General features: G+C 72.3%; 24 protein-coding genes. 14 read left to right on the top strand and 10 right to left on the bottom strand.

Going from position 1 to position 26,231, the window contains the following annotated elements:
* Positions 1–11 precede the first annotated feature (11 nt).
* Both G514_RS0114210 and G514_RS0114215 read right to left on the bottom strand, forming a co-directional pair.
* Positions 12–893 carry an SDR family oxidoreductase gene (locus tag G514_RS0114210; protein ID WP_028652299.1) on the bottom strand — a complete coding sequence of 294 codons (882 nt, stop codon included), beginning with the start codon at positions 891–893 and terminating at the stop codon, positions 12–14.
* Positions 894–911: 18 nt separating this feature from the next.
* On the bottom strand, positions 912–1,655 hold the full coding sequence (locus G514_RS0114215) for an SDR family oxidoreductase (protein WP_028652300.1): 744 nt from the start codon (positions 1,653–1,655) through the stop codon (positions 912–914).
* Between the two features lie 49 nt (positions 1,656–1,704).
* Here G514_RS0114215 and G514_RS0114220 point away from each other — a divergent pair, with 49 nt between their 5' ends.
* From G514_RS0114220 to G514_RS0114235, 4 genes are read left to right on the top strand one after another with little or no spacing between them, the layout of a single operon-like run.
* Positions 1,705–2,475 (top strand): enoyl-CoA hydratase family protein, encoded by a 771-nt coding sequence (locus tag G514_RS0114220; RefSeq protein ID WP_028652301.1) that lies wholly within the window; start codon positions 1,705–1,707, stop codon positions 2,473–2,475.
* Positions 2,472–3,353 (top strand): CoA transferase subunit A, encoded by an 882-nt coding sequence (locus G514_RS0114225; protein WP_028652302.1) that lies wholly within the window; start codon positions 2,472–2,474, stop codon positions 3,351–3,353. The genes G514_RS0114220 and G514_RS0114225 overlap by 4 nt, the downstream gene beginning before the upstream one ends.
* Positions 3,350–4,114, top strand: coding sequence for a CoA-transferase subunit beta (locus G514_RS0114230; protein ID WP_028652303.1), 765 nt, complete (start codon positions 3,350–3,352; stop codon positions 4,112–4,114). Before G514_RS0114225 ends, G514_RS0114230 begins: the two co-directional genes overlap by 4 nt.
* Positions 4,107–5,189 (top strand): NAD(P)H-dependent flavin oxidoreductase, encoded by a 1,083-nt coding sequence (locus tag G514_RS0114235; protein WP_028652304.1) that lies wholly within the window; start codon positions 4,107–4,109, stop codon positions 5,187–5,189. The genes G514_RS0114230 and G514_RS0114235 overlap by 8 nt, the downstream gene beginning before the upstream one ends.
* On the opposite strand, the gene G514_RS0114240 is transcribed toward G514_RS0114235, so the two are convergent.
* Positions 5,186–6,283 carry an epoxide hydrolase family protein gene (locus tag G514_RS0114240; protein WP_028652305.1) on the bottom strand — a complete coding sequence of 366 codons (1,098 nt, stop codon included), beginning with the start codon at positions 6,281–6,283 and terminating at the stop codon, positions 5,186–5,188. The two genes, G514_RS0114235 and G514_RS0114240, sit on opposite strands and share 4 nt — an antisense overlap.
* Positions 6,284–6,363: 80 nt before the next feature.
* Here G514_RS0114240 and G514_RS26795 point away from each other — a divergent pair, with 80 nt between their 5' ends.
* A complete protein-coding gene (locus tag G514_RS26795; RefSeq protein WP_051247450.1) occupies positions 6,364–7,368 on the top strand; it encodes a helix-turn-helix transcriptional regulator in 1,005 nt (334 codons plus the stop codon).
* Here G514_RS26795 and G514_RS0114250 read toward each other — a convergent pair.
* Both G514_RS0114250 and G514_RS0114255 read right to left on the bottom strand, forming a co-directional pair.
* Positions 7,307–8,293: a GNAT family N-acetyltransferase gene (locus G514_RS0114250; protein ID WP_051247451.1), complete on the bottom strand. Its 987-nt coding sequence runs from the start codon at positions 8,291–8,293 to the stop codon at positions 7,307–7,309. The two genes, G514_RS26795 and G514_RS0114250, sit on opposite strands and share 62 nt — an antisense overlap.
* 91 nt (positions 8,294–8,384) lie before the next feature.
* Positions 8,385–10,670, bottom strand: a complete 2,286-nt coding sequence (locus G514_RS0114255; protein WP_245582209.1) for a M4 family metallopeptidase — start codon at positions 10,668–10,670, stop codon at positions 8,385–8,387.
* 296 nt (positions 10,671–10,966) lie between these two features.
* Here G514_RS0114255 and G514_RS0114260 point away from each other — a divergent pair, with 296 nt between their 5' ends.
* A complete protein-coding gene (locus G514_RS0114260; RefSeq protein WP_028652308.1) occupies positions 10,967–11,476 on the top strand; it encodes a SigE family RNA polymerase sigma factor in 510 nt (169 codons plus the stop codon).
* Positions 11,473–12,660, top strand: a complete 1,188-nt coding sequence (locus tag G514_RS0114265) for a hypothetical protein (RefSeq protein ID WP_028652309.1) — start codon at positions 11,473–11,475, stop codon at positions 12,658–12,660. Before G514_RS0114260 ends, G514_RS0114265 begins: the two co-directional genes overlap by 4 nt.
* Here the strand turns inward: G514_RS0114265 and G514_RS0114270 are convergent.
* The 4 genes from G514_RS0114270 to G514_RS0114285 are packed head-to-tail and all read right to left on the bottom strand — an operon-like array spanning position 12,657 to position 16,387.
* The gene (locus G514_RS0114270) at positions 12,657–13,817 is read right to left on the bottom strand and encodes an acetyl-CoA C-acetyltransferase (protein ID WP_036564697.1); all 1,161 of its coding nucleotides are present in this window, start codon (positions 13,815–13,817) and stop codon (positions 12,657–12,659) included. The genes G514_RS0114265 and G514_RS0114270 overlap by 4 nt on opposite strands.
* Entirely contained in the window at positions 13,810–14,400 is a 591-nt protein-coding gene (locus G514_RS0114275; RefSeq protein ID WP_028652311.1) for a TetR/AcrR family transcriptional regulator, read from the bottom strand. Before G514_RS0114275 ends, G514_RS0114270 begins: the two co-directional genes overlap by 8 nt.
* Complete coding sequence (locus tag G514_RS0114280; RefSeq protein WP_028652312.1) at positions 14,397–15,200, bottom strand: SDR family oxidoreductase; 804 nt, start codon at positions 15,198–15,200, stop codon at positions 14,397–14,399. Before G514_RS0114280 ends, G514_RS0114275 begins: the two co-directional genes overlap by 4 nt.
* Positions 15,197–16,387: an acyl-CoA dehydrogenase family protein gene (locus G514_RS0114285; RefSeq protein WP_028652313.1), complete on the bottom strand. Its 1,191-nt coding sequence runs from the start codon at positions 16,385–16,387 to the stop codon at positions 15,197–15,199. Before G514_RS0114285 ends, G514_RS0114280 begins: the two co-directional genes overlap by 4 nt.
* Before the next feature lie 21 nt (positions 16,388–16,408).
* Here G514_RS0114285 and G514_RS0114290 point away from each other — a divergent pair, with 21 nt between their 5' ends.
* From G514_RS0114290 to G514_RS0114305, 4 genes are read left to right on the top strand one after another with little or no spacing between them, the layout of a single operon-like run.
* On the top strand, positions 16,409–17,872 hold the full coding sequence (locus G514_RS0114290) for a FadD3 family acyl-CoA ligase (RefSeq protein ID WP_028652314.1): 1,464 nt from the start codon (positions 16,409–16,411) through the stop codon (positions 17,870–17,872).
* Positions 17,872–19,011 carry an acyl-CoA dehydrogenase family protein gene (locus G514_RS0114295; RefSeq protein ID WP_028652315.1) on the top strand — a complete coding sequence of 380 codons (1,140 nt, stop codon included), beginning with the start codon at positions 17,872–17,874 and terminating at the stop codon, positions 19,009–19,011. The genes G514_RS0114290 and G514_RS0114295 overlap by 1 nt, the downstream gene beginning before the upstream one ends.
* Positions 19,008–19,868, top strand: a complete 861-nt coding sequence (locus tag G514_RS0114300; protein ID WP_028652316.1) for an acyl-CoA dehydrogenase family protein — start codon at positions 19,008–19,010, stop codon at positions 19,866–19,868. The genes G514_RS0114295 and G514_RS0114300 overlap by 4 nt, the downstream gene beginning before the upstream one ends.
* Positions 19,868–20,839, top strand: coding sequence for an acyl-CoA dehydrogenase family protein (locus G514_RS0114305; protein ID WP_028652317.1), 972 nt, complete (start codon positions 19,868–19,870; stop codon positions 20,837–20,839). The genes G514_RS0114300 and G514_RS0114305 overlap by 1 nt, the downstream gene beginning before the upstream one ends.
* A 2-nt stretch (positions 20,840–20,841) precedes the next feature.
* On the opposite strand, the gene G514_RS0114310 is transcribed toward G514_RS0114305, so the two are convergent.
* Positions 20,842–22,215, bottom strand: coding sequence for a hypothetical protein (locus G514_RS0114310; protein WP_157544798.1), 1,374 nt, complete (start codon positions 22,213–22,215; stop codon positions 20,842–20,844).
* A gap of 189 nt (positions 22,216–22,404) precedes the next feature.
* On the opposite strand from G514_RS0114310, the gene G514_RS0114315 reads away from it, so the two are divergent.
* The 3 genes from G514_RS0114315 to G514_RS0114325 all read left to right on the top strand — a co-directional run bounded on the left by G514_RS0114315 (position 22,405) and on the right by G514_RS0114325 (position 26,228).
* A complete protein-coding gene (locus tag G514_RS0114315; RefSeq protein WP_028652319.1) occupies positions 22,405–22,659 on the top strand; it encodes a hypothetical protein in 255 nt (84 codons plus the stop codon).
* 397 nt (positions 22,660–23,056) lie between these two features.
* Positions 23,057–25,060: an MMPL family transporter gene (locus tag G514_RS0114320; protein ID WP_245582210.1), complete on the top strand. Its 2,004-nt coding sequence runs from the start codon at positions 23,057–23,059 to the stop codon at positions 25,058–25,060.
* A 19-nt stretch (positions 25,061–25,079) separates the two neighbouring features.
* Positions 25,080–26,228 carry an NAD(P)/FAD-dependent oxidoreductase gene (locus G514_RS0114325; RefSeq protein WP_036564698.1) on the top strand — a complete coding sequence of 383 codons (1,149 nt, stop codon included), beginning with the start codon at positions 25,080–25,082 and terminating at the stop codon, positions 26,226–26,228.
* Positions 26,229–26,231: the final 3 nt, after the last annotated feature.

Genomic DNA, 26,231 nt, shown 5'->3' on the forward strand with positions numbered 1-26,231 from the left:
CCGCCGACTCGTCAGGCGCCGTAGACCGGCTCGGGAGCGGGAGCCTCGGCCAGCAGCTCACGCAGGGCCGGACCTACGTCGGCGGCCACCCAGCGCCGGCCGGCGTCGCGAGCCGGGCCGTGCACCCAGCCGGTCTCGACCGTGATCCGGCTCCCGTCGACCTCGATCACCCGGCCCGTCACGTCGCCGGCCTCCTCCGACGCGAGCCACGCGACGACGGGTGAGTTGTCCTCGGGCAGGGCCATCTGCGAGGTGTCGAAGGCGCCCTCGGTCATCCGGGTCCGCGCCACCGGCGCGATGGCGTTGACCGTGACGCCGTAGCGCCCCAGCTCCTGCGCCGCGACCAGGGTGAGCCCGGCGATGCCGGCCTTGGCGGCGGAGTACGTCGCCTGGCCCACCGAGCCCTGCAGCCCGGCGCCCGAGCTGGTGTTGATCACCCGCGCCGCGCGCTGCCGGCCCTCCTTGGCCTCGGCCCGCCAGTAGGCGCCGGCGTGCCGCAGCGGCGCGAAGTGCCCCTTGAGGTGCACGCGGATCACCGCGTCCCACTCCTCCTCGGAGGTGTTGACGAGCATCCGGTCGCGCACGAAGCCGGCGTTGTTGACCAGGACGTCGAGGCCGCCGAAGGTGTCGATCGCCTGCCGCACCATCGCGGCGGCCTGCTCGAAGTCGGCCACGTCCGCGCCGTTCGCGACCGCCCGGCCGCCCGCGGCCTCGATCTCGCCCACGACCTCGTCGGCCGGCGACTCGCCGGTGCCCTCGCCCGCGAGAGACACCCCGAAGTCGTTGACGACCACGGCCGCACCGTGCGCGGCGAGCTCGAGCGCGTGCGCACGGCCGATGCCGCGGCCCGCGCCGGTGACGATCGCGACGCGACCCTCCAACAGTCCGGACATGCTGCTCCTCGTAGGTGGTCAGTCGACGTGCAGGAAGACGGGTGGCTCGCCGCCGCCGTCGCAGGCGACGCGCGCCCCCGAGACGTACGACGCGAGGTCGCTGGCCAGGAACGCCACCACGTGGCCCACCTCGTCGGGGCGGGCCATCCGGCCCAGCGGGATCGTGCGCTCGATCGCCGCGACGCGGGCGTCGTCGCCGTAGTGGTCGTCGGTCTGCTCGGTGCGGCACAGGCCGACGTCGACGGCGTTGACGCGCACCCTCGGTCCCCACTCCACGGCCAGCGACCGGGTGAGGGAGTCCAGCCCGGCCTTCGCCGCGGCGTAGGCCGCGATCGTGGGCGCCGGGCGGTGCGCGGAGATGGAGGAGATGTTGACGATCGAGCCGCCCCCCTCCTGCCGCTGCATCACCGCGTTGGCGGCCTGCGCGACCAGCAGCGGGCTGAGCAGGTTGAGGCCGACGACCTTGTCGTGGAACCGCGGCGACGCCGTCGCCGCGTCGGCGCTCGGCGCTCCTCCGGCGTTGTTGACCAGCAGGTCGAGCCGGCCGTGGTCGCTGACGAGGCCCTCGACCAGGGCGGCGACCGCCTCGGGGTCGCGGACGTCGCAGACCCGGTGGTCCGGCGCACCGGTCACCTCGGTGCGGGAGCAGGTGACCACGAGGGCGCCGGCCTCCCGCAGGACCTGCGCGACGCCGAGCCCGATGCCGCGGGTGCCGCCGGTGACGAGCGCGACCCGCTCGGTCAGGTCCACGGTCAGCGCCATGCTGCTACTCTACCAAGCAAATGCTTGGTTGTGTGGAGGAGGAGCCTGCGTGAGCGTCACCAGCGAGCTGCGCGCCGACGGCATCCGCGTCGTCACGATGGACGCTCCCCCGGTCAACGCGTTGACCGTGCAGGGCTGGTTCGACGTGGCGGGCGCTCTCGACGAGGCGTCGTCCGACGCCGCCACCAAGGTGGTGGTGCTCCGGGCCGAGGGTCGCGGGTTCAACGCCGGCGTGGACATCAAGGAGATGCAGCACACCACGGGGTTCGACGCCCTGATCGGCGCCAACCGCGGCTGCTACGCGGCGTTCAAGGCGGTCTACGAGTGCGCGGTGCCCGTGGTCGCCGCTGTCCAGGGCTTCTGCCTCGGCGGCGGGGTCGGCCTGGTCGGCAACGCCGACTGCGTCGTCGCCAGCGACGACGCCTACTTCGGCGTGCCGGAGGTCGACCGTGGCGCGCTCGGGGCGGCCACGCACCTGGCCCGGCTGGTGCCCCCGCACCTGATGCGCACGCTCTACTTCACCGGCCGCACGATCAGCGCCCACGACCTGCTCCCCCACGGGAGCGTGCTCGAGGTGGTCCCCCGCGACCGGCTCGACGAGACCGCGCTCGGGGTGGCCGGCGAGATCGCCGCGAAGGACGGCCGGGTGATCCGCGCCGCCAAGGAGGCGCTCAACGGGATCGACCCCGTCGACGTCAACAGGAGCTACCGCTTCGAGCAGGGGTTCACCTTCGAGCTCAACCTCTCCGGGGTGAGCGACGAGCTGCGCGACGACTTCGCGGGCACGGACAAGGCGCGCTCGGCGAGGGAGGAGCAGTGACCAAGGGACCGCGCGACAAGACGATGACGATCGACGAGGTCGTCGCCTCGCTGGAGGACGGCATCACCCTCGGCATCGGGGGGTGGGGGCCGCGCCGCAAGCCGATGGCCCTGGTCCGGGCGATCCTGCGCTCGGACCTGAAGGACCTCACGCTGGTCAGCTGGGGCGGCGCCGACGTCGGGCTGCTCGTCCGCGCCGGCAAGGTCCGGAAGCTCGTCTACGCGTTCGTCTCCCTCGACTCCGTCCCTCTCGAGCCGAACTTCCAGAAGGCCCGCCAGGAGGGCACCATCCCCGAGGTCGTCGAGCTCGACGAGGGGATGTTCCAGACCGGGCTGCGGGCGGCGGCCCAGCGCCTGCCATTCCTCCCGATGCGGGCCGGCCTCGGCTCCGACGTGCTGGTCCACAACCCGTGGATCAAGACCGTCACCAGCCCGTACGCCGACGGCCAGGAGCTCGTCGCCGTCCCGGCCCTCGAGCTCGACGTCGCGCTGGTGCACCTCAACCGAGCCGACCGGCACGGCAACGCGACCTACCTCGGCCCGGACCCCTACTTCGACGACCTCTTCTGCATGGCCGCCGAGCGCGCCTACGTCTCGTGCGAGCAGATCATCGACACCGCCGGGCTCACCGTCGACACCCCGGTGCAGCGACTCCTGGTCAGCCGGATGATGGTCGACGGCGTGGTGGAGACGCCGAACGGCGCGCACTTCACCACGTGCACGCCCGACTACGAGCGCGACGAGCGGTTCCAGCGTGCCTACGCCGCGGCGGCGGGCGGGACCGACGAGGAGTGGGCGGCGTTCGAGGAGCGGTTCCTGCGAGGCGACGAGGCGGCGTACCAAGCCGCTGTCCGGACTTTCGCCGAGGAGCAGCAGTGACTCCCACCCGCGCCGACGTCTGCGCCGCCGCCATCGCCGATGCGTTCGCCGACGACGGCGAGATCTTCGCCAGCCCGATGGGGCTGCTCCCGATGCTCGGCGTGCGGCTGTGCCGGCTGACCCAGAACCCCGACCTCGTGATCTCCGACGGTGAGTCGCTGTTCCTCGCGAGTCCACCTCCCCTCTTTGCCAAGGGAGACGTCGTGGAGGGCTGGATCCCGTTCCGGCGGGTCTTCGACGTCGTGGCGTACGGCAAGCGCCACGTGATGATGGGCGCCACCCAGGTCGACCGGCACGGCAACCAGAACATCTCCGCGATCGGCGACTTCGCGCGCCCCACCCGCCAGCTCCTCGGCTCCCGCGGCGCGCCCGGCAACACCGTCAACAACCGGACGTCCTACTGGGTCCCGAAGCACTCCCCGCGCGTCTTCGTCGAGCAGGTCGACGTCGTCTCTGGCGTCGGGCCCACCCGGGCGAAGGCCGCGGGCACCGGCGCGTCGCGCTACCACGACATCCACCGGATCGTGTCCAACCTCGCGGTCTTCGACCTGCACGGGCCGGGCGACACGCTGCGGCTGCTGAGCGTCCACCCCGGCGTCACCCTCGACGAGGTGCGCGAGGCATCCGGCTGCGACGTGCACGTGGACGGCGACGGCGCCGTCCCCGAGAGCCGCCTCCCCACGCCCGAGGAGCTGGTGCTGGTCAACGAGGTGCTCGACCCGAAGGGGCTGCGGTTCAAGGAGGTGCCCCGGGATGCTTGACCAGGTCCTGCGCACGCCGTTCACCGACCTCGTCGGCGTCCCCCACCCGGTGGTGCAGACCGGGATGGGCTGGGTGTCCGGCCCGCGGCTGGTGAGCGGTACGGCGAACGCCGGCGGGCTGGGCATCCTGGCGAGCGCGACGATGACCTACGAGGAGCTCGAGAGGGCGATCCTCGACGTCCAGAGCCGCACCGACCAGCCGTTCGGCGTCAACCTGCGAGCCGACGCCGGCGACGCGGGCGAGCGGTGCGACCTGCTGATCAAGCACGGGGTGAAGGTGGCGTCGTTCGCGCTCGCACCCAAGGCGGAGCTGGTCCGGAAGCTGAAGGACCACGGCCTGGTCGTGATGCCCTCCATCGGCGCCGCCAAGCACGCGGTGAAGGTGGCCGGCTGGGGCGCCGACGCCGTGATGATCCAGGGCGGCGAGGGCGGCGGCCACACCGGCCCCGTGCCGACCACGCTGCTGCTGCCTACCGTCCTCGACGCGCTGCGCGACGCGGGCTCCGACATCCCGGTCGTGGCCGCGGGCGGCTTCTTCGACGGTCGCGGGCTCGCCGCCGCGCTGTCGTACGGCGCAGCCGCGGTCGGCATGGGCACCCGCTTCCTGCTCACCCAGGACTCCGCGGTGCCTGACTCGGTCAAGCGGCTCTACCTGGGCACCGACCTGACAGGGACGGTGGTGACCGCGAAGGTCGATGGCATGCCCCACCGGATGCTGCGCACGCCGTTCGTCGAGGAGGTCGAGGAGACGAGCGCGCTGCGCCGGCTCGGCCCGACCCTGCGCCGGACCCGGCAGTTCAAGCGCGACAGCGGGACGGGCTGGCTCCGGCTCGCTCGCGACGGCCGGGCGATGCGCAAGGCCCAGGGCCGGTCGCTGGCCCAGATGACGCTCGCCGCCAACACGCCGACCCTGCTCAAGGCCGGGCTCGTCGAGGGCGACACCCGCGCCGGGATCCTGGCCTCCGGACAGGTCGTCGGGCTGATCGACGACCTCCCGACGTGCGAAGAGCTCGTCGACCGCATCGTGCTCGGTGCGGTCGACGAGCTCCGGCGCGCGTCCGCGTACGTGGTCTAGGACGCGAAGAACGCCCGCAGGTCCTCGGCCACCAGCTCGGGCGCCTCGAGCGCCGCGAAGTGGCCGCCGCGGTCGAACTCCGACCAGTGCGCGATGTTGTGGTTGTCGCGCTCGGCCAGCGGCCGGATCGTCTGGAAGTCGTCCTTGAAGACGGCGACGCCGATCCGGCCCGTGCTGATCACGGTCTCGCGGGCCGGGTGCTGCTCGCTGTAGTGGTAGCGGACCGCGCCCGCCGAGGTGTTGGTCAGCCAGTAGAGCGAGACCTGGGTCAGGACCTGCTCGGGCGAGACCAGGCTGGTGCCGTTGCCGAAGCTCTCGAACAGCTCGTTGTAGGCGAGCTGGCCCACCGGCGAGTCCGAGAGCGCGGCGGCGATCGTCTGCGGGCGGGTGCCGTTCATCGAGTTGTAGCCGCCGACGGACTGGAACCAGCCCATGAACTCCAGCGCGGCGTACTCCTTCGGGCCGAAGGCCTCGAACTCGGCCGGGTCGCCCGAGGGGAAGGAGAACAGCTGCAGCACGTGCGCGCCGAGGAAGCCCTCGGGGTCGAGCACCGCCAGCTCACGGCCCACCATCGCGCCGCCGTCGCTCCCGTGGGCGCCGTACGACGAGTAGCCGAGCCGGCGCATGAGGGTGTCGTAGGTCCGGGCGACGCGGTCCATCGTCCAGCCGCCGTCGACCACCGGGGTGCTGAAGCCGAACCCGGGCATCGAGGGGATCACGAGGTGGAAGTCGTCGGTCAGCAGCGGGACCAGGTCGAGGAACTCGGCGAACGAGCCCGGGTAGGTGTGCAGGAGCAGCAGCGGCGTGGCGTCTCTGTTGGCCGAGCGGATGTGGACGAAGTGGATCGTCTGCCCGTCGATCCCGGTCAGGAAGTTCGGCACGGCGTTCATCCGCGCCTCCTGGGCCTGCCAGTCGAAGGCCTGCCAGCGGGCGACCATGTCCTGGAGGTAGGAGACCGGGGTGCCGTACTCCCAGCCGTCGCCGGGGGCCGCCGCGGCGTAGCGGGTGCTCGCCAGGCGGGTGCGCAGGTCCTCAAGGGCCTCCTCGGGGATCGTGATGGTGAAGGGCCGGATCTGGGTGTCGTTGGTGTCCATGGCGCGTACGCTACGGAGCATTCAGGAACGTTTCCTTCCTACACTTCCGGTCGATCTCAGGGACGTGCGAGGAGCTCTCGATGGCGGACACCGCGGCGCGCATGCTGGCCCTGCTGGGCCTTCTCCAGGCCCGCTCGGACTGGTCGGGTGCCGAGCTGGCGCAGCGGCTGGGCGTCACCGACCGCACGGTCCGCAACGACGTCGACCGGCTCCGGGGGCTCGGCTACCCGGTCGACGCGGTGCGCGGACCGGGCGGGCGCTACCGGCTCGCCATCGGCACCAAGCTGCCGCCGCTGCTGCTCGAGGAGGACGAGGCGGTCGCGGTCGCGGTCGGCCTGAGCGCCGGCACGGCGGTCCAGGGCATCGAGGAGACGAGCGCCCGGGCGCTCGCCAAGCTCGAGCACGTCCTCCCCCACCGGCTCCAGCGCCGCGTCAACGCGCTGCGCGACGCGGTGAGCGCGGGGCCCGAGAACACCGGCTCCAACGTCGAGGACCCGCTCGTCGATGCGGCGCAGCTGACCGAGGTGGCTGCCGCCATCCGCGACCACGTCGAGCTGCGCTTCGACTACCGCGGCGACAGGCTCCAGCTCGAGCCCTACCGCCTGGTGAGCTGGCAGCGCCGCTGGTTCGTCGTCGCCCGTGACGCCCGGACCGGGACCTGGGCGCCCTACCGGCTGGACTGGATGGAGCTGCGCACCCCCGGTGGTCGGAGGTTCAGCCCGCGGCCGCTGCCCGGTGAGGACTACACGTCGTTCGTGCTGCGGGAGGTCGCGTTCTCGGGGTGGGCCGTGCACGCGCGGATCGCCGTGGACGCGCCGGCCGAGGACGTGCTCGCCCGGATCAACCCGACGGTCGGGGTGGTCGAGAGCGTCGACGCCGACCACTGCGTGCTGGTGACCGGCGGTGACAGCGTCGAGATCATCGCCGTCTACATCGGCATGCTCGGGCTCGACTTCCACGTCACCGAGCCGCCGGAGCTGGTCGAGCAGGTCGCGATCGTCGGCGACCGCTACCGGCGGGCCGTCAGAGCGACTTCTGGAACTCCAGCTCCCGGCCCACGACCCGGTAGCCGATCGCGTCGTTGACGCCGATCATGTGGTCGTTGGACTCGGCGTTCCAGGTCGAGATCTCCGCGAGCTGGGGCTGCACCTCGCGCAGCCAGAGGTTCATCTCGGTCTTGAGCAGCAGGCCGAGCCGGTGGCCGCGGTGGGCACGCACGACGGCGGTGTCGTGCTGGTGCGCCAGGTGCGGGCGCTCCTCCTCGACCAGGACGACTGTGTGGCCGGCCTGCTCGCCGGTCTCGCGGTGACGGGCCCAGACGCGGAACATCCGGTGGCCGCGCGCGAGCTGGGCGGTCTCGTAGCCGCGCATCCGCTCGGCGGAGAAGACCTCGTCCTCGATGTCGAGGTCGTCGGTGGGGGCGTCGTTGATCGCGCTCGCCAGCAGCGCGAGCTCCTCGAGCTCGTGGTCCGGGGTGCGCCCCTCGCGGCGGAGGATCTCGTAGTCCTTCGCGACGCCGGACGCCTCGGCGCGCAGACGCTCGATCGTCGCCCAGTCGACCTCGTCGAGCCGCTGCCGGCGCTCGATGGCCGAGCTCTTCTGCTCGAAGCCGTGCCGGGTCGCGAAGCCGCGCGGCGCCTCGTCGTCCCAGCCGTCGATGCCGACCGAGGTGCGGCCGCGGGCGCGGGCCTCGGTGAGGAGCTCCTCCAGCATCGCGGTGCCGAGGCCGCGGCGCCGGTGGTCGGGGTGCACCTGGACGCCGACCCAGGCGAGGTGGAGGTTGTCGTAGTCCGTGGTGGCGATCTGGCCGGCGGCGACGGGCGTGCCCTCGTCGAGCCCGACGTACGGCGTCTCGACCTCGCCGTCCCAGCCGTGCCGGAACCTGCCCTCCTGGCCGCGCAGGGTCGCCGGGTGCTCCCAGGGCGCGTCGACCGCGCGGGCGGCGTTCACGATCTCGAGGTGCTGGGCCAGCCGGTCGCTGTCGTCCGGTCCGAACCGAAGGATCTCCACGGGTCCACTGTCGGCGTCGCTGCGGGCCGGTGCCACCGATTAACGGGGGCCGCCACCTGGTGGTGGCGGCCCCCGCTCGATCGGTCTCGGCTCAGCCGAGCGTGAGGGCCGTGTCGTCGATGAGGAACGACGTCTGCAGCGAGCTGTCCTCGGTGCCGGTGAAGCTGATCGTCACCGTCTGCCCCGCGAAGGACGAGACGTTGAACGACTTCTGGCTGTAGCCGCTGCCCTTGTTGAGGTTGGAGAAGGTCCCCAGCGTGGTCGAGCCCGCCTTCACGGTCAGCTTGTCGTACTGCGTCGAGGACGTGGTCTCGGCGGAGTCGACGTGCAGCCAGAAGGTGAGCGTGGCCGAGCAGCCGGCCGGGATGGTGACCGACTGGCTGATCGCCTCGGTGTGCGTGCTGCCGTACCCGTCGAGGTAGGCCGCGCGGGTGCCGGCGTGGGCCGGCTCCCCGTAGGAGGACCAGTCACCGATGGAGCCGGTCGAGCCGGTCCACGGCGACGTACCGGACTCGAAGCCGGGGTTGCCGAGCTTCTGGCCGGAGCAGCCGCCCCCACCGCCTCCGGAGACCGTGAAGGTGAAGGTCGCCGAGCCGGACCCGCTGGTCGACGTCGCGGTCGCGGTCACGGTGTAGGTGCCGGCCGTGGTCGGCGTGCCCGAGACGGTGCCGCCCGAGGAGATGCCGACGCCCGGCGGGAGGCCGGTCGCCGACCACGTGTACGACGCCGACGGCGAGGCCGACAGCGTGAACGACGAGATCGCCGTGCCGACCGTGCCGGTCTTGCTGCCCGGGTTGGTGACGGTCACGCCACCGGACGACGAGCAGGTCGGGTCGGCCGACTGCGCCGGGACCGAGACCGCGTCCCACGCCGCCTTGACGGTGTTGAACTCGGTGCAGCTGCCCGGGAACAGGTTCTTGGCCGCGGTCAGCGTCCAGGTGCGGTACTTGAGGTAGGACGACGACGACGTCTTGAGCAGCATCGCGTTGTACATGACCTGCTGCGCCTTCTGGATGCCGATGCCGGTCACCGTCGAGCCGTTGCAGGTCGGGCTGGTCGGGTTGCCGCCACCGGGGTTGGAGCCCATCGCCATGAGGTAGAACCAGTGGTTTCCGGGGCCGGCCGCCGCGTGCACCTCCTGGTTGGGGATCGACGACGAGTAACAGTTGGAGTCGCCGACGGCCGACGGGTTGTACATCACCCGGATCGGGCCCTGGCCCACGAGGTTGATCTCCTCGCCGACGGTGAAGTCGGGGACGTCGGCCGGGTTGTTGGCGAAGTACTCCGTCGCCGCGCCGAACGTGTCGCCCACGAACTCCTGGGTCCCGCCGCCGGAGATGCCGCCGGGCGTGCGGTCGTCGACCCCGTGGCCGAACTCGTGCGCCACGACGTCGATCGAGCCGATCCACTTGCCACCGCTCTGGGTGTGGCCGATCTGCACCTGCGTGCCGTCGTAGTAGGCGTTGACGTCGTTGAGCCCGACGCGGATCGGCACCCAGCCGCCCGAGCCGTTCATGCCGTTGCGGCCGAGCCACGACGACATCATCTGCCGCATCTTCTCGGCGGAGTAGAAGGCATCGACACAGCCGGTCTCGCGGTCCGTCGCGCTGCCGTTGCCCCACACGTCGTCGGTGCCGGTGAACGTCGTGTTGCCGGAGGCGTTCTGGCACTTCAGGGTGGAAGCGTTGCTGTTGGTCATGGAGTACGACGAGCCCGAGCCGCTGGTCGGGATCGAGACGGTGCCCTCCCAGTTGCCGTTGCCGGTGCCCTCGAGCACGTGCTCCTTGGTGGTCAGCACGCGGCCCGAGCGGGCGTCGACGTAGACCGTCAGGCGGGACGCCTCGCCGTGCTTGCGACCGGTCACCCACGTCTCCCAGGCCAGCCGGGACTGCTTGGTCTGCAGGACCACGAGGCGGGTCTTGCCGACGGTCGACCCGCGCAGCACGCGGCCGCTGGTGGCCCGAGCCGCGGTCCGGGACACCGTGGCACGCATCGACGCGAGCCGGACCTGCCGGGTCTGGGCCACGCTGGTCGCCAGGATCTTGCCCGTGTCGTCGGTCGCCACCACGAAGTCACCGCCGACGACGGGGATGCCGCGGTAGGTGCGCTCGTAGGGCACGTAGTTGAGCCCCATCGAGCTCAGGACGCGGCCGGCCTTGAACGCGTCGTGCTTGCTGGCCTTGAGCACCGCCGGCTTGCTCGCGATCAGCTTCGCGGCCGAGCCGGCTGCCGCCGCGCGTCCGCTGGGGGTTGACTGCGCCGGCTGCGCCTGGCGGCTGGAGTCGTGCAGGGGCGCGGCGCTGGCACCGACTGGTGTCAGGGCGGCCATCGCCGCTGCGAGAGCAATTGATGCGCTCCCGATGAGGAACCTTCTCACCCGAGATCTCCTTCTGACGGGCTCGATCGAGCCACGGTGAGTGGATGCTGCCCGTGTGTGGGCAGGCGCTGCTCGGGTGACGTACCACCCGAGTAGATCCGGGACGGAATCTCCACCCCTGCGACGGCGCCGGTCAATGGGCCTGTTCTGCGAAAAGGTGCACTGCAAGGTTCTGCAAAAGTTCACCTGACAGGTGGCGTGCAGGCAGCGGCCTCCGAACCTTCTCGCCCACTCGATGCGTGGTGAGGGTTGGAGGACCATCCTGGGTGGGCGGTCCCGGTCCCGAGGGAGGCGACATGCGGCACGCGAGCGATGTCACCGCCTTCAGCGACTTCGTCGAGGCGCGCTCGGGCTCGCTGTTCCGCACGGCGTACCTCATGGTCGGTGAGCACCAGCTCGCCCAGGATCTGCTGCAGGAGGCGCTGGTCAAGACGCTGATCGCGTGGCCGCGGCTGCGCGACCGGGACAACGTGGAGGCCTACACCCGCCGGATCATCGTCACGACGTCGATCTCGTGGCGGCGGCGCCGGTCCTTCCACGAGCGGCCGAGCGAGGCGCTCCCCGAGCGGGCCACCCCCGACCCGACCGAGGCGACGGTCACCCACGACGCCGTGGTCGCGGCCCTGCTCACGGTGCCGCCACGGCAGCGCGCCGCCATCGTCCTGCGGTACTACGAGGACCTCACCGAGGCGCAGACCGCCGAGGTCATGGGGTGCTCGGTCGGCACGGTGAAGAGCCAGGTGTTCGCGGGCCTCACCAGGCTGCGTGGGCTGCTCGGGCACAGCTTCGAGGAGGCGACCCAGTGAGCCAGACCCTGAGCGACCTCCTGCGGCACACCGCCGACGCGGTCGAGAGCCCCCAGGTCGACGTCGACGCGCTGGTCCACCGGGCGGGCCGGCAGCAGCGTCGGCGCCGGATCGTCGCCGCGGCGACCTCAGCCCTCCTCGTCGGTGCGGTCGTCACCGGCGCGGCGGCCCTCCGGGCCGACCCGGGCGCCGACCCGCGTCCGACCCCGCCGCTGGCCCCGTCGCCGACTGCCGTGGACCCGAACGGTCGGGGGCCGGTCTCCTCCAGCACCCGGCCGCTGGTGTACGCCGAGGGGTCGACGATCCACGCCGGCGACCGGACGATCCCCGCCAACGACCGGGTGATGTTCGTCGACGCCACGGACGACGGCGTGGTGTTCATGACCGACCGCGACGACCGGTTGTGGTTCGATGACGGCTCCGTGAGCGAGGTGATCGGCACGGTGCACACACCACACGTCGGGTCCTACGACGTGTGGACCAGCAACCCGGGATCTCTCGTGGCCTGGTTCGCCCGCAACCCCGACTGGCCCCGGGCCGAGCTCGACGTGTACGACACCTCACTGCACCGGGTGGTCGCGCAGGTCCGCGACCCCGACTACTTCGTCCTCCATCTCGATGACAGGTTCGTCTACACGAACCCCGACTGGTCGGCGACGCCCGGTTGCTGGGTCGTCGACGAGCGGCCGTGCCCCGACCCACACCTGTTCCGGCACGACGTCGCTTCGGGCGTGATGGAGGAGATCACCCGGGATGCCTACGAGGCCGAGCTCCTGGACAACCCCCGCAGCTTCGTCATCCGCGCCGAGGTCAACGAGGCGACCCGCATCCCGGTGTTCCCCCTCGGGGCGCGACTCCACCGGCACGGCGACCGGCTCGTGGTCTCCGGCGAGCACCGTCTCACCCTGACCAGCGGCGACCCGGTGGCGCTGCGGCTTACCTCGCCGCGCGCCGACATCGTCGGCTTCTGGGCCGTCCAGTGGCTGGACGACGACCGCGTGGTGCTGGCCGGGCACGAGGAGGACGAGGGCGGTCCGTCGGGCATCGGGCAGGGCGACTCCTACACGGCGTCGTACGTCGACCTCCTGGTGTGCACCCTGTCCGCCGGCCGGTGCGACGAGGTGGTCCCCCTCAACCCGGCCACGCCCTACGTCACACCAGGGCGCAACACCTTCCCTGGCTAGAGCCGCTCGACGATCGTCACGTTGGCCTGGCCGCCACCCTCGCACATCGTCTGGAGGCCGTAGCGGCCGCCCGTGCGCTCGAGCTCGTTGAGCAGGGTGGCCATGATGCGGGTGCCGGTCGCGCCGATCGGGTGGCCGAGGGCGATGCCGCCGCCGTTGACGTTGACCCTGTCGTGCGGGACGCCGGTCTCCTTCATCCACGCGAGCACCACGGAGGCGAACGCCTCGTTGCACTCGAACAGGTCGATGTCGTCGATGGCGAGGCCGCTCCTCGCGAGCGCCCGCTCGGTCGCACGGATGGGGCCGGTGAGCATCCACACCGGGTCGTCGCCCGTGACCGACAGGTGGTGGATCCTGGCGCGCGGCGTGAGTCCGTGGTCGGAGAGGGCCTGCTCGGAGGCGATGAGCAGCGCGGAGGAGGCGTCGCAGATCTGCGAGGCGACCGCTGCGGTGATCCGGCCGCCGGGGGCCAGCGGCTCGAGGCCGGCCATCTTCTCCAGCGAGGTCTCGCGGGGGCACTGGTCGGTCGTGACGTCGCCGAGCGGCACGACCTCGCGGTCGAAGCGGCCCTCGGCGATCGCGGTCCGCGCCCGCTCGTGGGAGGCGAGCGCGAACGCCTCCATGTCCTCGCGGGAGATGTCCCACTTCTCGGCGATCATCTCCGCCGAGCGGAACTGGCTGACCTCCTGGTCGCCGTACCGCGCCTGCCAGCCGGGCGACTCGGCGAACGGGGTGGAGAAGCCGTACTGCTGACCGACCAGCATTGCGGCCGAGATCGGGATCGCGCTCATGTTCTGCACACCGCCGGCGACGACGAGGTCCTGGGTGCCGGACATGACCCCCTGGGCGGCGAAGTGCACGGCCTGCTGGGAGGAGCCGCACTGCCGGTCGATCGTCACCCCGGGCACGTGGTCGGGAAGCCCGGCCACCAGCCAGGCGGTGCGGGCCACGTCGCCGGCCTGGGAGCCGATCGTGTCGCAGCAGCCGAGGATGACGTCGTCGACGGCGCCCGGGTCGACGCCGGTCCGTGACATCAGCGCGGAGATCGAGTGCGCGGCCAGGTCGGCGGAGTGCACGCCGGCCAGCGCGCCGCCGCGCTTGCCCACGGGCGTGCGGACGGCGTCGACGATGTAGGCCTCGTTGACCCGGTCAGCCATGTGCGATCCCCTCCAGGACGATCGTGACGTACTGGTCCGCCACCGTGGCGGCCGACAGGGAGCCCCCGGGGCGGTACCAGTTGACCGCGACCCAGACGGTGTCGCGGATGAACCGGTAGACGAGGTCGAGGTCGAGCTCCTCGCGCAGGACGCCGGCGGCCTCACCTTCGCGGAGCAGGCGCATCCAGACCTCGCGCGACTGGGCGTGCCGCTCGTCGAGGTAGCCGAACCCCTCGAGCGTGCTCAGGTACGCGGCGTCGTTCTGGAAGATCGCAACCTCGCTGTGGTGCTGGTCGATGGCGTCGAAGGAGACCCGCACGGCCTGCTCCAGCTTGGTGCGCGGGTCCGCGTCGCTCGCGAGGATCTCGTCGTAGCGGCCGAAAAGCTCGTCCTGGAACGTCCTCAGGATCTCGTCGACCATCGACTCCTTGGAGTCGAAGTGGTGGTAGAGGCTGCCGGAGAGGATGCCGGCGGCGTCGGCGATGTCGCGGACCGTGGTGTTGCGGAAGCCCTTGCTGGCGAAGAGCTCGGCCGCGATGCCGAGCAGCTGCTCGCGCCGGGTCGCCGCGGGCTCGGTGCTCATGCGTGCTGGCTGCTCACGGCAACCACCTCACCGGTGAGGTACGACGCGTAGTCGCTGGCGAGGAAGACCATCACGTTCGCCACCTCCCAGGGCTCCGCGGCCCGGCCGAACGCCTCTCGCTGCTTCAGCTCCGCCAGCAGCTCCTCGGAGGTGACCTTGGCCAGGAACGGGTGCATCGCAAGGCTCGGGCTGACCGCGTTGACGCGGATGCCGTGGGGGGCGAGGTCCATGGCCGCGCAGCGGGTCAGGGCCATCACCCCGGCCTTGGCGGCGGCGTAGTGGGCCTGCCCCTCCTGGGCGCGCCAGCCGACCACGGAGGCGTTGTTGACGATCACGCCCTTCTTGCCGGCGGCCACGAAGCGCTGCCCGGCCGCCCGCACGCAGCGGAAGGTCCCGGTGAGCGTGATGTCGAGGACCCGCGACCACTGCTCGTCGTCCATCTCCAGCACCGACGCGGTGCCGCCGAGCCCGGCGTTGTTGACCATGACGTCGACCCCGCCGAGCTCGTCGGCGGCGTCCAGCAGCGCCTGCACCTGGGCCTCGTCGGTCACGTCGCACACCAGCTGGCGCACCCGCTCGGCGCCGAACTCAGCGGCCAGCGCCTCCTCCGCCTCGGCGAGCCGGCGCTCGTGGGTGTCGCTGAAGACGACCGCGCCGGCGCCCTCCTCGAGCGCGCGGCGCACGACGGCGGCACCGATGCCGGCGCCGGCGGCGGCCGTGACGACCACGACCTTGCCGGCCAGCAGGTCGTGGCCGGGCACGTAGTCGGGCGCCGGCGGCTCCGGGCGGTGGGTGGTCATCGCTGGGCGGTCCCCTTGGGTTCTCTGGGCAGGCCGAGCACCCGCTCGGCAAGGATGGTGCGCTGCACCTCGTCGCTGCCGCCGTAGATGGTGTCGGCGCGGGAGAACAGGAAGAGCCGCTGCAGGTCGTCGAGCACGTACGGCGCCCCGGCGGCGACCAGCCCGTCGAGCCCGCGCACGTCCATCGCGACCTCCCCGAGCCGCTGGTGCCAGCTCGCCCAGACGAGCTTGAAGACCGAGGGACCGGCGGCGCCATCGGCTCCATCGCCGGAGAGCCCGCGCAGCGCCTGCCACCGCATCACCTCCAGCTCGGCGCGCAGCCCGGCCAGGCGGTCGCGCAGGACGGCGTCCTGGATCGCGCCGTTCGACGTCGCGAGGTCGACGACCGTGCGCAGCTCGCGCGCGAAGCCGACGACCTGGCCCAGCACCGACACCCCTCGCTCGAAGCCGAGCAGCGCCATCGCCACCCGCCAGCCGTCGCCCGGCTCCCCCACCACGTGGTCGGCCGGCGTGCGCGCGCCGGTGAGGAAGACCTCGTTGAACTCCGACCCGCCGGTCAGCTGCTCGATCGGCCGGACCTCGACGCCCTCCTGGTCGATCGGGACCAGGAGGAAGGACAGTCCGTGGTGCCGCTCCGACCCGGGCTCCGACCGTGCGAGGACGAAGAGCCACTGGCTGAAGTGCGCGTTGGACGTCCACACCTTCTGGCCGTCCAGCACCCACTGGTCACCGTCCAGACGCGCCTTGGTCTGCACGTTGGCGAGGTCGGAGCCGGCGCCGGGCTCGGAGTAGCCCTGGGCCCAGAGCTCCTCGACGGCCAGGATCCGCGGCAGGAATCGCTGCTGCTGCTCGGGGGTGCCGAAGGCCATCAGGGTCGGCCCCAGCAGCTCCTCGCCGAGGTGGTTGACCCGCGCCGGGGCGTCGGCCCGGGCGTACTCCTCGTGGAAGATCACCTGCTGCCACAGCGACAGGCCGCGGCCGCCGTGCTCCTCCGGCCACCCGATGCCGGTCCAGCCGTGCGCGGCGAGGTGCCGGTTCCAGGCCAGCCGCTCCTCGATCGCCTCGTGGTCCTTGCCGGGCCCGCCGAGGCCCCTGAGCGCGGCCCACTCCCCGGTGAGGTGCTCCTCGAGCCAGCCGCGGATCTCGGCCCGGAAGGCCTCGTCGTCCGCCGACTCGGAGAGGTCCACGTGCGCTATGCTACCAAGCAAATGCTTGGTTTGTCGCAGACCATCCCCGCCCTGCTCCGCGAGGCCGCGGAGCGGTTCGGCGACCACCCGGCCTATGTCGAGGGCGACCGGGCGGTGTCGTACGCCGAGCTGCAGCGGCTCGTCGAGACCACCAGCGCCCGCTACGCGGACCAGGGAGTGTGCCGCGGGGACCGGATCGTGGTCTGGGGCCCCAACAGCGTCGACTGGGCGGTCGCCGCTCTCGCTGTCTCCTACTGCGGCGCCGTGCTGGTCCCGGTGAACTCCCGCTACGTCGGCGCCGAGGTCGCCGACATCGTCGGTCGGACGCATGCCGCCCTCGTGGTCGTGCACGACGGGTTCCTGGCCCGCGACCAGGTCCGGGAGCTCGCCGATGCGGGGGTGTCGGACCGCGTGGTGACGCTCGCCGAGGTCACCGCGGGTCGGACGTCCCCCGACAGTCGAGCAATTTCCGAGGTCTCGCCCGACGACGTCGCCGACATCCTCTTCACCTCGGGCACGACGGGCCGGTCGAAGGGCGCGATGTCGGCGCACCGGCAGACCATCGGCGTGGCCCGCGCCTGGGCCGAGCTGGGCGGCGTCCGGCAGGACGACCGCTACCTGGTGGTCAACCCGTTCTTCCACTCCTTCGGCTACAAGATCGGCATCGTCGTCGGCCTGCTGACCGGCTGCACCCTCTACCCGGTCGCGACCTTCGACGTCGACGAGACGATGCGGATCATCGAGTCGGAGCGGATCACGGTCTTCCCGGGCGCACCGACGCTCTACCAGTCGATCCTCGCCGCGCCAACCAGGTCCGAGCACGACCTGTCCTCGCTGCGGCTCGCCGTGACCGGCGCGGCCGTGGTGCCCGTCGTCCTCATCGAGCGGATGCGCGAGGAGCTGCAGATAGACCAGGTGGTCACGGCGTTCGGGATGACCGAGGCCGTCGTGGTCACGATGTGCCGGGAGGGCGACTCGGCGGAGACCGTCGCGACCACCAACGGGCGTGCCGTCCCCGGCATGGAGACTTCCATTGCCGAGAACGGCGAGCTCCTGGTCCGCGGCGACTACGTGATGCTCGGCTACCTCGACGACCCGGAGGCGACCCGCGCGGCGGTCGACGAGGACGGCTGGCTGCACACCGGCGACGTCGGCTCGCTCGACGAGCACGGCAACCTGCGGATCACCGACCGGCTCAAGGACATGTACATCTCCGGCGGCTTCAACGTCTACCCCGCCGAGGTCGAGCAGGTGCTGATGCGGATGGACGGCGTCGCCGACGTCGCGGTCGTCGGCGTACCGGACGAGCGGATGGGCGAGGTCGGCAAGGCGTACGTCGTCGGGTCCGTCACGCCGGACGACGTCGTCGCCTACGCCAGGGAGAGGCTCGCCAACTTCAAGGTGCCGCGCCAGGTCGAGCTGAGGGACAGCCTGCCGCGCAACCTGGGCGGCAAGGTGCTGAAGACCGAGCTGAGGGGCAGCTGATGGACCTGACCCTGTCCGAGTCCGAGCTGGCCTTCCAGGCCGAGGCGCGCGAGTGGCTGGCGGCGAACGTGCCGGCCGAGCCGCTGCCGTCGATGGACACCGCCGAGGGGTGGCGGCTGCACCAGGAGTGGGAGGCGCGGCTCGCGGAGGCGCGGTGGTCGGTCGTCTCGTGGCCGCGGGACTACCACGGCCGGGAGGCCTCGCTGGTCGAGTGGGTGGTCTTCGAGGAGGAGTACTACCGCGCCGGCGCGCCGGGCCGGGTCTCGCAGAACGGCATCTTCCTGCTGGCCCCGATCCTCTTCGACCACGGCACGCAGGAGCAGCAGGACCGGTTCCTGCCGTCGATGGCGACCGGGGAGCAGATCTGGGCGCAGTGCTGGTCCGAGCCCGAGGCGGGGTCCGACCTGGCCTCGCTCACGTCGACCGCGCGGCGCGACGACGAGCGCGGCGGCTGGGTCCTCAACGGGCAGAAGACCTGGTCGTCGCGGGCGAGCTTCGCGCACTGGGGGTTCGGGCTGTTCCGCTCCGACCCGGAGGCCGAGCGGCACCGCGGGCTGACCTACTTCCTGTTCCCCCTCGACGCCGACGGCGTGACGGTGCGCCCGATCGCGCAGCTCGACGGCGAGGTCGGCTTCGCGGAGATCTTCTTCGAGGACGTCTTCGTGCCCGACTCCGACGTCCTGGGCGACCCGGGCGACGGCTGGCGGGTGGCGATGTCGACGGCCGGCAACGAGCGCGGGCTCTCGCTGCGCTCCCCCGGGCGCTTCTGCGCGGCGGCCGACCGGCTCGTCGAGCTCTACCGGTCGGCACCCGACCCGGCGTACGCCGGCGACGTCGTCGACGCCTGGATCAAGGCGCAGGCCTACCGGCTCTACACGTGGGGGACCGTCACCCGGCTCGCGGCCGGTGGCGACCTGGGCGCGGCCGGGTCGGTCAACAAGGTCTTCTGGTCCGAGCTCGACATCGCCCTGCACGAGACCGCCCTCGACCTGCGCGGCCCGGAGGCCGAGCTGGAGTCGCGCTGGCTCGACGGCTACACGTTCGCGCTCTCGGGCCCGATCTACGCCGGCACCAACGAGGTGCAGCGCAACATTGTCGCCGAGCGCATCCTCGGGCTGCCGCGGGAGGTGCGCGGATGAGGTTCGAGCTCGACAGCGACCAGAAGGACTTCGCGGACGCTCTCGACCGGCTGCTGGCCGGCGCCGACACCGCGACGGTGGCGCGCGCCTGGGCCGCCGGCGACCACGAGCCCGGGCTGAAGCTCTGGGGCCGGCTGTTCGACATGGGCGTCACCTCGCTGGCCGCCGAGGACGACGGCGCCGACCCCGTGTTCATGACCATCGCCTTCGAGCGGCTCGGCCACCACGCGGTGCCCGGCCCCTGGGTGGAGTCGGTCGCCTACCTCGGCAACGCCGGGGGCATCTGGACCGTCGCTGCCCTCCCCCACGTCCCGTACGCCCTGGATGCCGACATCGCGGACCAGGTGTACGCCGGGGAGCGCCGGGTGTCCGAGATCGGCGAGCTGTACAGCTCCGTCGACCGGGCCCGTCGGCTCTTCGACGTGGGGGCGCCCGAGGTCGCCTGGGACACCGCCTTCGACCGGGCCGTGCTCGCCGTCTCCGCGCAGCTGCTCGGGCTGGGCGAGCGAGTGCTGGCCGACAGCGTCGCCTACGTGAAGCAGCGCCGGCAGTTCGGGCGCGAGATCGGGAGCTACCAGGCGATCAAGCACGCGCTCGCCGACGTGCGGATCGCGCTCGACTTCGCCCGGCCGCTGGTCTACGGCGCCGCCCTCGGCGCGATCTCCCCGAGCGCGGCCAAGGTCGCGGCGGGCGACGCGGCGTACCTCTCCTCCCGGACCGGGCTCCAGGTGCACGGCGCGATCGGCTACACCGCCGAGCTCGACCTCAGCATCTGGATCACCAAGATCCGCGCCCTGGTGTCCGCGTGGGGCACGCCGGCCGTGCATCGCGAGCGGCTGCTGCGGGAGCTGGGCTGATGGAGTTCGCGCTCTCCGAGGAGCAGCAGGAGCTGGCCGGCACCGTGCGCTCGCTGCTGGCCAAGCGCGCCGACCCGGCCGCGGTCCGGGCCGCGATGGCCTCGGAGACGGGCTACGACGAGGAGCTCTGGCAGCTGCTCTGCGAGCAGATCGGCGCGGCCGCGCTGGCCGTCCCCGAGGCCTACGGCGGCGCGGGGTTCTCGCTGCTGGAGTCGATGGTCGTGCTGGAAGAGGTCGGCCGCTCGCTGGCCCCCTCTCCCCTGCTGGCGTCGGTCGTGACTGCCGAGGCGGTGCTCGCCGGCGGCACCGACGAGGCGAAGCGCCGGGTGCTGCCCAGGATCGCCGCGGGCGAGGTGGCGGCGTTCGCCGTCCCCGGTGAGCCCGCACTCTTCGCCGACCAGGCGCCGGTGCTCGTGGTCGCGGGCGACGGGCTGGTCCTCGCCAGCGCGGCCGGCGAGTGGGTGCCGTCGATGGACCAGACGATCCGGTTGGGGTCGGTCTCCTACGCGGCCGGTGAGCCGATCGGCGACGCGACCGCCGCCGCGGCGCGCGCCGAGCTCGTCGGCGCGGTGGGGGTGGCGGCGCTGTCGGCCGGGCTGGCAGCCCGGGCGCTGGAGATGACCGTCGCCTACGCGAAGGAGCGGGTGCAGTTCGGGCGGCCCATCGGCTCGTTCCAGGCGCTCAAGCACCGGATGGCCGACCTGCTGGTGCTGGTCGAGATGTCGCGCTCGGCGTCCTTGGCCGCGGCGTACGCCCTCTCGACCGGTGCCTCGAACGCCGAGCAGCTCGCCCACGTCGCGAAGTCCTACTGCTCCGACGCCTTGACCACCATCGCCGCGGAGACCGTGCAGCTGCACGGCGGCATCGCGATCACGTGGGAGCACGACGCCCAGCTGGTCTTCAAGCGCGCGCACGCGCTGGGGCAGCTGTTCGGCACCGCGCGCGCCCACCGCACCCTGATCGAGCTCTGACGTCAGACCGGGTAGATGTCGACGCCGGGTGGGGCGTCGAGGATCATCCGGGCGTGCGTGCTGCTGACGCGCCGGGTGCCGCGGTGGTCGACGAGGAAGCCGAGCCCGTGCGGGGTCAGCCAGACGTATCGCCCGGCGCCGCACTGTCGGGAGCGGTAGCCGCCGTGGGTCTTGTAGTTGTGATGTCGCCGGCCCAGTGGCCCGGAGTTGTGGGTGCCGGTCTGCCCGGGTGGCCCGTTCTCGTCGTACGGGGTCGGGTGGTCGTAGTCGACGCTCCGGGCCGTGGAAGTGGCATAGGGCCAGTAGTCCCCGTCGGTGACCAGGTGCACCCGCTCCTTGACGGACTCGGGGTGCTCATAGGCGGTGGTGCGGACCCGGTCGGACAGGTCCAGCACCGGCCGCACGGTTAGGTCGGTGCGGCCGAGCAGCTCTTGTACCGCCGTCAGCGTGATCGGGCCCAGCCCCTCCACGCGGGCGACCCCGGCTGCGCCGTTGACCGCGGCTTCGTGGACGTGGACGTAGAGGACCGCCTTGGGCGCTAACGGGGTCAGGTCGACCTCGCGCAGTGCGTCCAGCAGGTCGGCGGGGAACGCGGTCGCCCGGGACTCGTCAGGCACCAGGGTGTCTTGGGGGTCGCGATTCTCGAGCAGCAGCTCGAGGAGCTCGGCGGGCCTCGCGAGCCAGCCGAACGCGATCGACCTGACCTCGTCCGCCGACGCGTCGGGATACCGCGGCGCGATGATCTCCGCGACCCGGGCCACGGTCGCCTCGACCCAGACCGCGTCGCCGGCCTCGCAGCGAGCGATCACGGTCCGCAGCCCGAACTCGTCGGTGCGGCCCGAGGAGACGTAACGGCGGCGACGCTCGGCCGCCACCCGCTCGTCGTGCAGGGCGGGGTCGGCCTCGATGATCTTGGCCTCTGCGACCGCCAACACCCGGCCCCCGGACTCCCGGCCGATGACCCTGGCGACCGCGCGGTCCACGAGCCCGACCTTGTCGGCCGGCAGGTGCCGCGACAGCTTCGCCACCCGACGCGCCACCCCGATCTCCGCCGTGCCCGCGAGGCAGGCGCCCCACAGCCGAGGGAGCCGGTGGACCAGGTCCAGCACGTCAGCCATCGCGTTGCTGGTGGCGGTGACTCCGGTGCCGCGGGCCAGCGCGATCTCGCCGAGGCAGAAGCTCTGCACCCGCGGCGTGCCGTCACCGCCCAGCTGGATCAGCTCGTCCCGCTCGATGGTGGGATCTCCGGAGTGGAGCGCGGCCCATTGGGCCACCACCTCCAGGTCCTGCACCTCCGCCAGACGACGAGCCCGCACCGCACCCGACGCAGCAGCCACCAGGCCAGCTGCGTCGAGATCAGACAGGTCACCGGACATGAAGATCACGCTAGACGCGACCACCGACATCCCGGCTCCGGCCGGCGAGCGCCCTGTGCACACCGCACCACGGCTGACCCGTCGCGCTGCCCCGGCGGAACCGCCCGCACCAGGCGTCGCCGACTGTCGATGCGCCCGATCATGCCTGATGGTCGGGCGACCCCATCCAGGAGGAAGTACGTTCCTTCCGTGCCGAACGCTGACGTTGTAACCGTCGCCACCGACGCTGGAACGCTGGCGCTGTGGCGAGGAAGTGCTTTCGCTGACATCGATGGGCACGACGCGTGGGAGGAGCGTGTCAACGAGCGGCTCGCTGACGCGATCCGGTCGGGCGAGTTGGTCCCGATCGGCATCCAGGTCGACGGTGCCTTCGGTGTACGCGTCGCCGTAGCGCCCGACGGTGCGACCGAGCGCGAGGTCCGAACGCACTGGCCGACTTCCTGATAGGGATTGCGCCGAGCGAGGGGAGCGAGGCCTTCCGCAGCAGCGAAGTCACCTTCAACCCGCCGGACTGAAGTGCCCGACCATCCCGCTGCGCGGCCGTCCGCTCATGCCGCTGTGCGGGCGGAGCCCGACCATGCCGCTGTCGGGGCGGAGCCCGACCTCGGCTCCCTCTGTTCAACACGCAGTCGGGAGTGGGGGTCTAAGGTTGTTCGTGGCGGGTCCGGGAAGTGACTTGTCCGAAGAGCCGGCGCTGGGATGTGAGCCGGTCACGCTGGAGTCAGAGTCGTGTCCCGTGTGTCCTCCCGGGCCCGCCCTTAGCGCGACTCGCGGGCCGACGGCGTCCAGCCACGCCGCCCGCGGAGCCGACCGTCTGCCGCCCGTGGGGGTAATGGCAGGCATGACCTCAGCCCTGCTCGGCCGACGCACCGCCTGGCTCGTCGCGCTGGTGCCCCTCCTCTTCGCGGGTGCGCTGATGGGGCTCCTCGGCGAGGCCGACCACGACGCCGGCCCGACCGACGACCTCCCGCGGGGCGCGGACAGCACCCAGGCGGCGGAGCTGCGCGACCGGCTGGGCGACGAGGACTCCGCCGTCGCGATCGTCCTCTGGACGGCCGACGAGAGGAAGCTCACCCCCGAGCAGCTCGGCGTGCTGACGCAGCAGGCCACGACCCTCGGCACCGAGGCGCCGCTGGTGCCGGCCGAGGACGGGACCGCCGCGCTCGCGATCGTGCCCGTCGAGTCGACGAGCGCCACGGAGAACGCCGACAAGGTCACCGAGCTCCGCGCGCAGCTCGACGCCGACCGCCCCGACGGCGTCACCGCCCGGGTCACCGGGCCTGCCGCGGTCCAGGCCGACCTCGCAGCGGTCTTCGACGGGGCGAACACGCGGCTGCTGCTCGTCACTGCGTCGGTGGTGGCGCTGCTGCTGGTGCTGACCTACCGCAGCCCACTGCTGTGGCTGGTGCCGCTGACCGTCGTCGGCGTGGCCGACCGGCTCTCCGCCGTGGTCGCGACCCACGTGATGGCCCTGTCCGGCGTCGCCTGGGACGAGTCGACCGTCGGCATCCTCTCGGTGCTGGTCTTCGGCGCGGGCACCGACTACGCGCTGCTGCTGATCTCGCGCTACCGCGACGAGCTGCGCGGCCACGCCTCGCGCCACGAGGCGATGGCGCTCGCCGTGCGGCGCACCGCCGAGGCAGTGCTGTCGAGCGCCACCACGGTCGTGCTCGGCCTGCTGACGCTGCTGCTCTCGCTGGTGCCCACGACCCGCGGGCTCGGGCTGGCCTGCGCGGTGGGCGTCGTGATCGCGGCGGGCTTCGTGCTGGTGGTGCTGCCGGCCGCCCTGGTGGTCTTCGGGCGGTGGATCTTCTGGCCGCGGGTCCCCCGCGAGTCCGAGCAGCCGATCGTCGAGACGCACTCGCTGTGGCGACGGGTGGGCGACCGGGTGGCGGCCCGGCCGTCGGCCTTCATCGCCGGGACCCTCCTGCTCGTCCTCGCGCTCTCCTCGGGCCTCTTCGGGATCCGGACCGGGCTCGACCAGGCCGACCAGTTCCTCGACACCCCGGAGGCGATCTCGGCCTCCGAGCGGCTGGCCGAGTCCTTCCCGTCCGGCACCGCCGACCCCACCCAGGTGCTCACCCGCGACGACGCCGACGCGGTGCTCGCCGCGGTGCAGGGCACCAAGGGCGTGGCGAGCGCCCAGGTCAGCGGCCAGGCCGACGGCGTCACCCAGGTCGACGTGGTGCTCGACGCCGACCCCGGCTCGCAGGATGCTCGCGACGCCGTGCAGGCGCTGCGCGACGAGCTGTCGTCGTACGACGACACGCACGTGGGCGGCACCGAGGCGACGACGATCGACGAGCGCAAGGGCGCCGAGCGCGACCGGCTCGTGATCCTGCCGCTGATCCTCGGCCTGGTGCTGGTCGCGCTGGTGCTCCTCCTCCGGTCGGTCGTGGCTCCGCTGCTGCTCGTCGCCACGGTGGTGGGGACCTTCGCCGCCAGCCTCGGTGTCTCGTGGTGGCTGTTCACCGGCCTGCTCGGGTTCGACGCGCTCGACGTCGGGGTCCCGCTGCTGGCGTTCCTGTTCCTCGTCGCGCTCGGGGTCGACTACAACATCTTCCTGGTCACCCGCGCCCGGGAGGAGTCGCTCAAGCACGGCAGCCGGGAGGGCATGCTGCGCGCCCTGACCGCGACGGGCGGCGTCATCACCAGCGCCGGCATCCTCCTCGCGGCGGTGTTCGCGGTCCTCGGCGTCCTCCCCCTGGTGGTGCTGGCCCAGCTCGGCACCATCATCTGCATCGGGGTGCTGCTCGACACCCTCGTGGTGCGCACGGTCCTGGTGCCCGCGCTGGCGCTCCGCCTGGGCGACGCCTTCTGGTGGCCTCGGCGCACGTCGGGCTGAGACCGGCTAGGTTCGGCACGTGCGCGTGCTGATCCTGGGCGCCGGCTTCGGTGGCCTCGAGCTCGCCAGCTCGCTCGGCACGAGCCTCGGGACCGACGTCGAGGTGACGCTGGTGGACCGGGCCGAGGGGTTCGTCTTCGGCTTCTCCAAGCTGGACGTGATGTTCGGCCGGGTGGGTGCCGAGCACGTCCTGCACCACTACGCCGAGCTCGCACCGGCCGGGGTGCGGTTCGTGCACACGACCGTGCGAGCCATCGACCCCGCCACCCGCCGGGTCGAGACCGACGCCGGGCCGCTCGAGGCGGACGTGCTCGTCGTGGCCCTCGGCGCCGACCTGCATCCCGAGGACACGCCCGGCCTGGTCGAGGGCGGTCACGAGTTCTACACGGTCGGGGGCGCCTTCGCCGCGCGCGAGGTGCTGGAGGCCTTCGACGGCGGCCACGTCGTCGTGGGGGTCACCTCCACGCCGTTCAAGTGCCCGCCCGCCCCGAGCGAGACCGCGCTGCTGACCCACGACCTGCTCGGCGCACGCGGCCTGCTCGACCGGTCGACCGTCTCGCTCGTGATGCCGTTGGGAGCGCCGATCCCGCCGTCGCCGGCAGCGTCCGAGACCCTGCTCGCCGAGTTCGCCGAGCGCGGGATCGGGTGGCATCCGGGCGTCCTGGTGCTCAGTCTCGACCCGGCCGCCCGCACCTGCGCGCTGTCCGACGGGACCGAGCTGCCCTACGACGTCTTCCTCGGCGTGCCGGTGCACCGCGCGCCGCGCGTCGTGCTCGAGTCCGGTCTGGCCGAGGACGGCTGGATCCCGGTCGACCCGCTGACGCTGCGCACCAGGTACGACGACGTGTACGCCGTCGGAGACGTCACCAGCGTCGGGACCCCCAAGGCCGGCGTCTTCGCCGAGGGCCAGGCCGCCGTCGTGGCCGCGCAGCTCGTCGCCCGGGCGCGAGGCGAGAGCGAGCCCGCGACGTACGACGGCCGCGGCACGTGCTACCTCGAGCTCGGCGGGGGCCGGGTCGGCAAGGTCGAGGTCACGTTCCTCAGCGGCGAGATGCCCCGGGGCGCGCTGGAGGGGCCGAGCCTCGAGCTGGCGGCCGACAAGTCCGCCTTCGGGGCGGACCGCGTCGCCCGCTGGTTCGGCAGGGACTGGACGCCGCTCGGCGGGTGACGC

This window comes from Nocardioides halotolerans DSM 19273, assembly GCF_000422805.1.
Lineage (GTDB): Bacteria > Actinomycetota > Actinomycetes > Propionibacteriales > Nocardioidaceae > Nocardioides > Nocardioides halotolerans.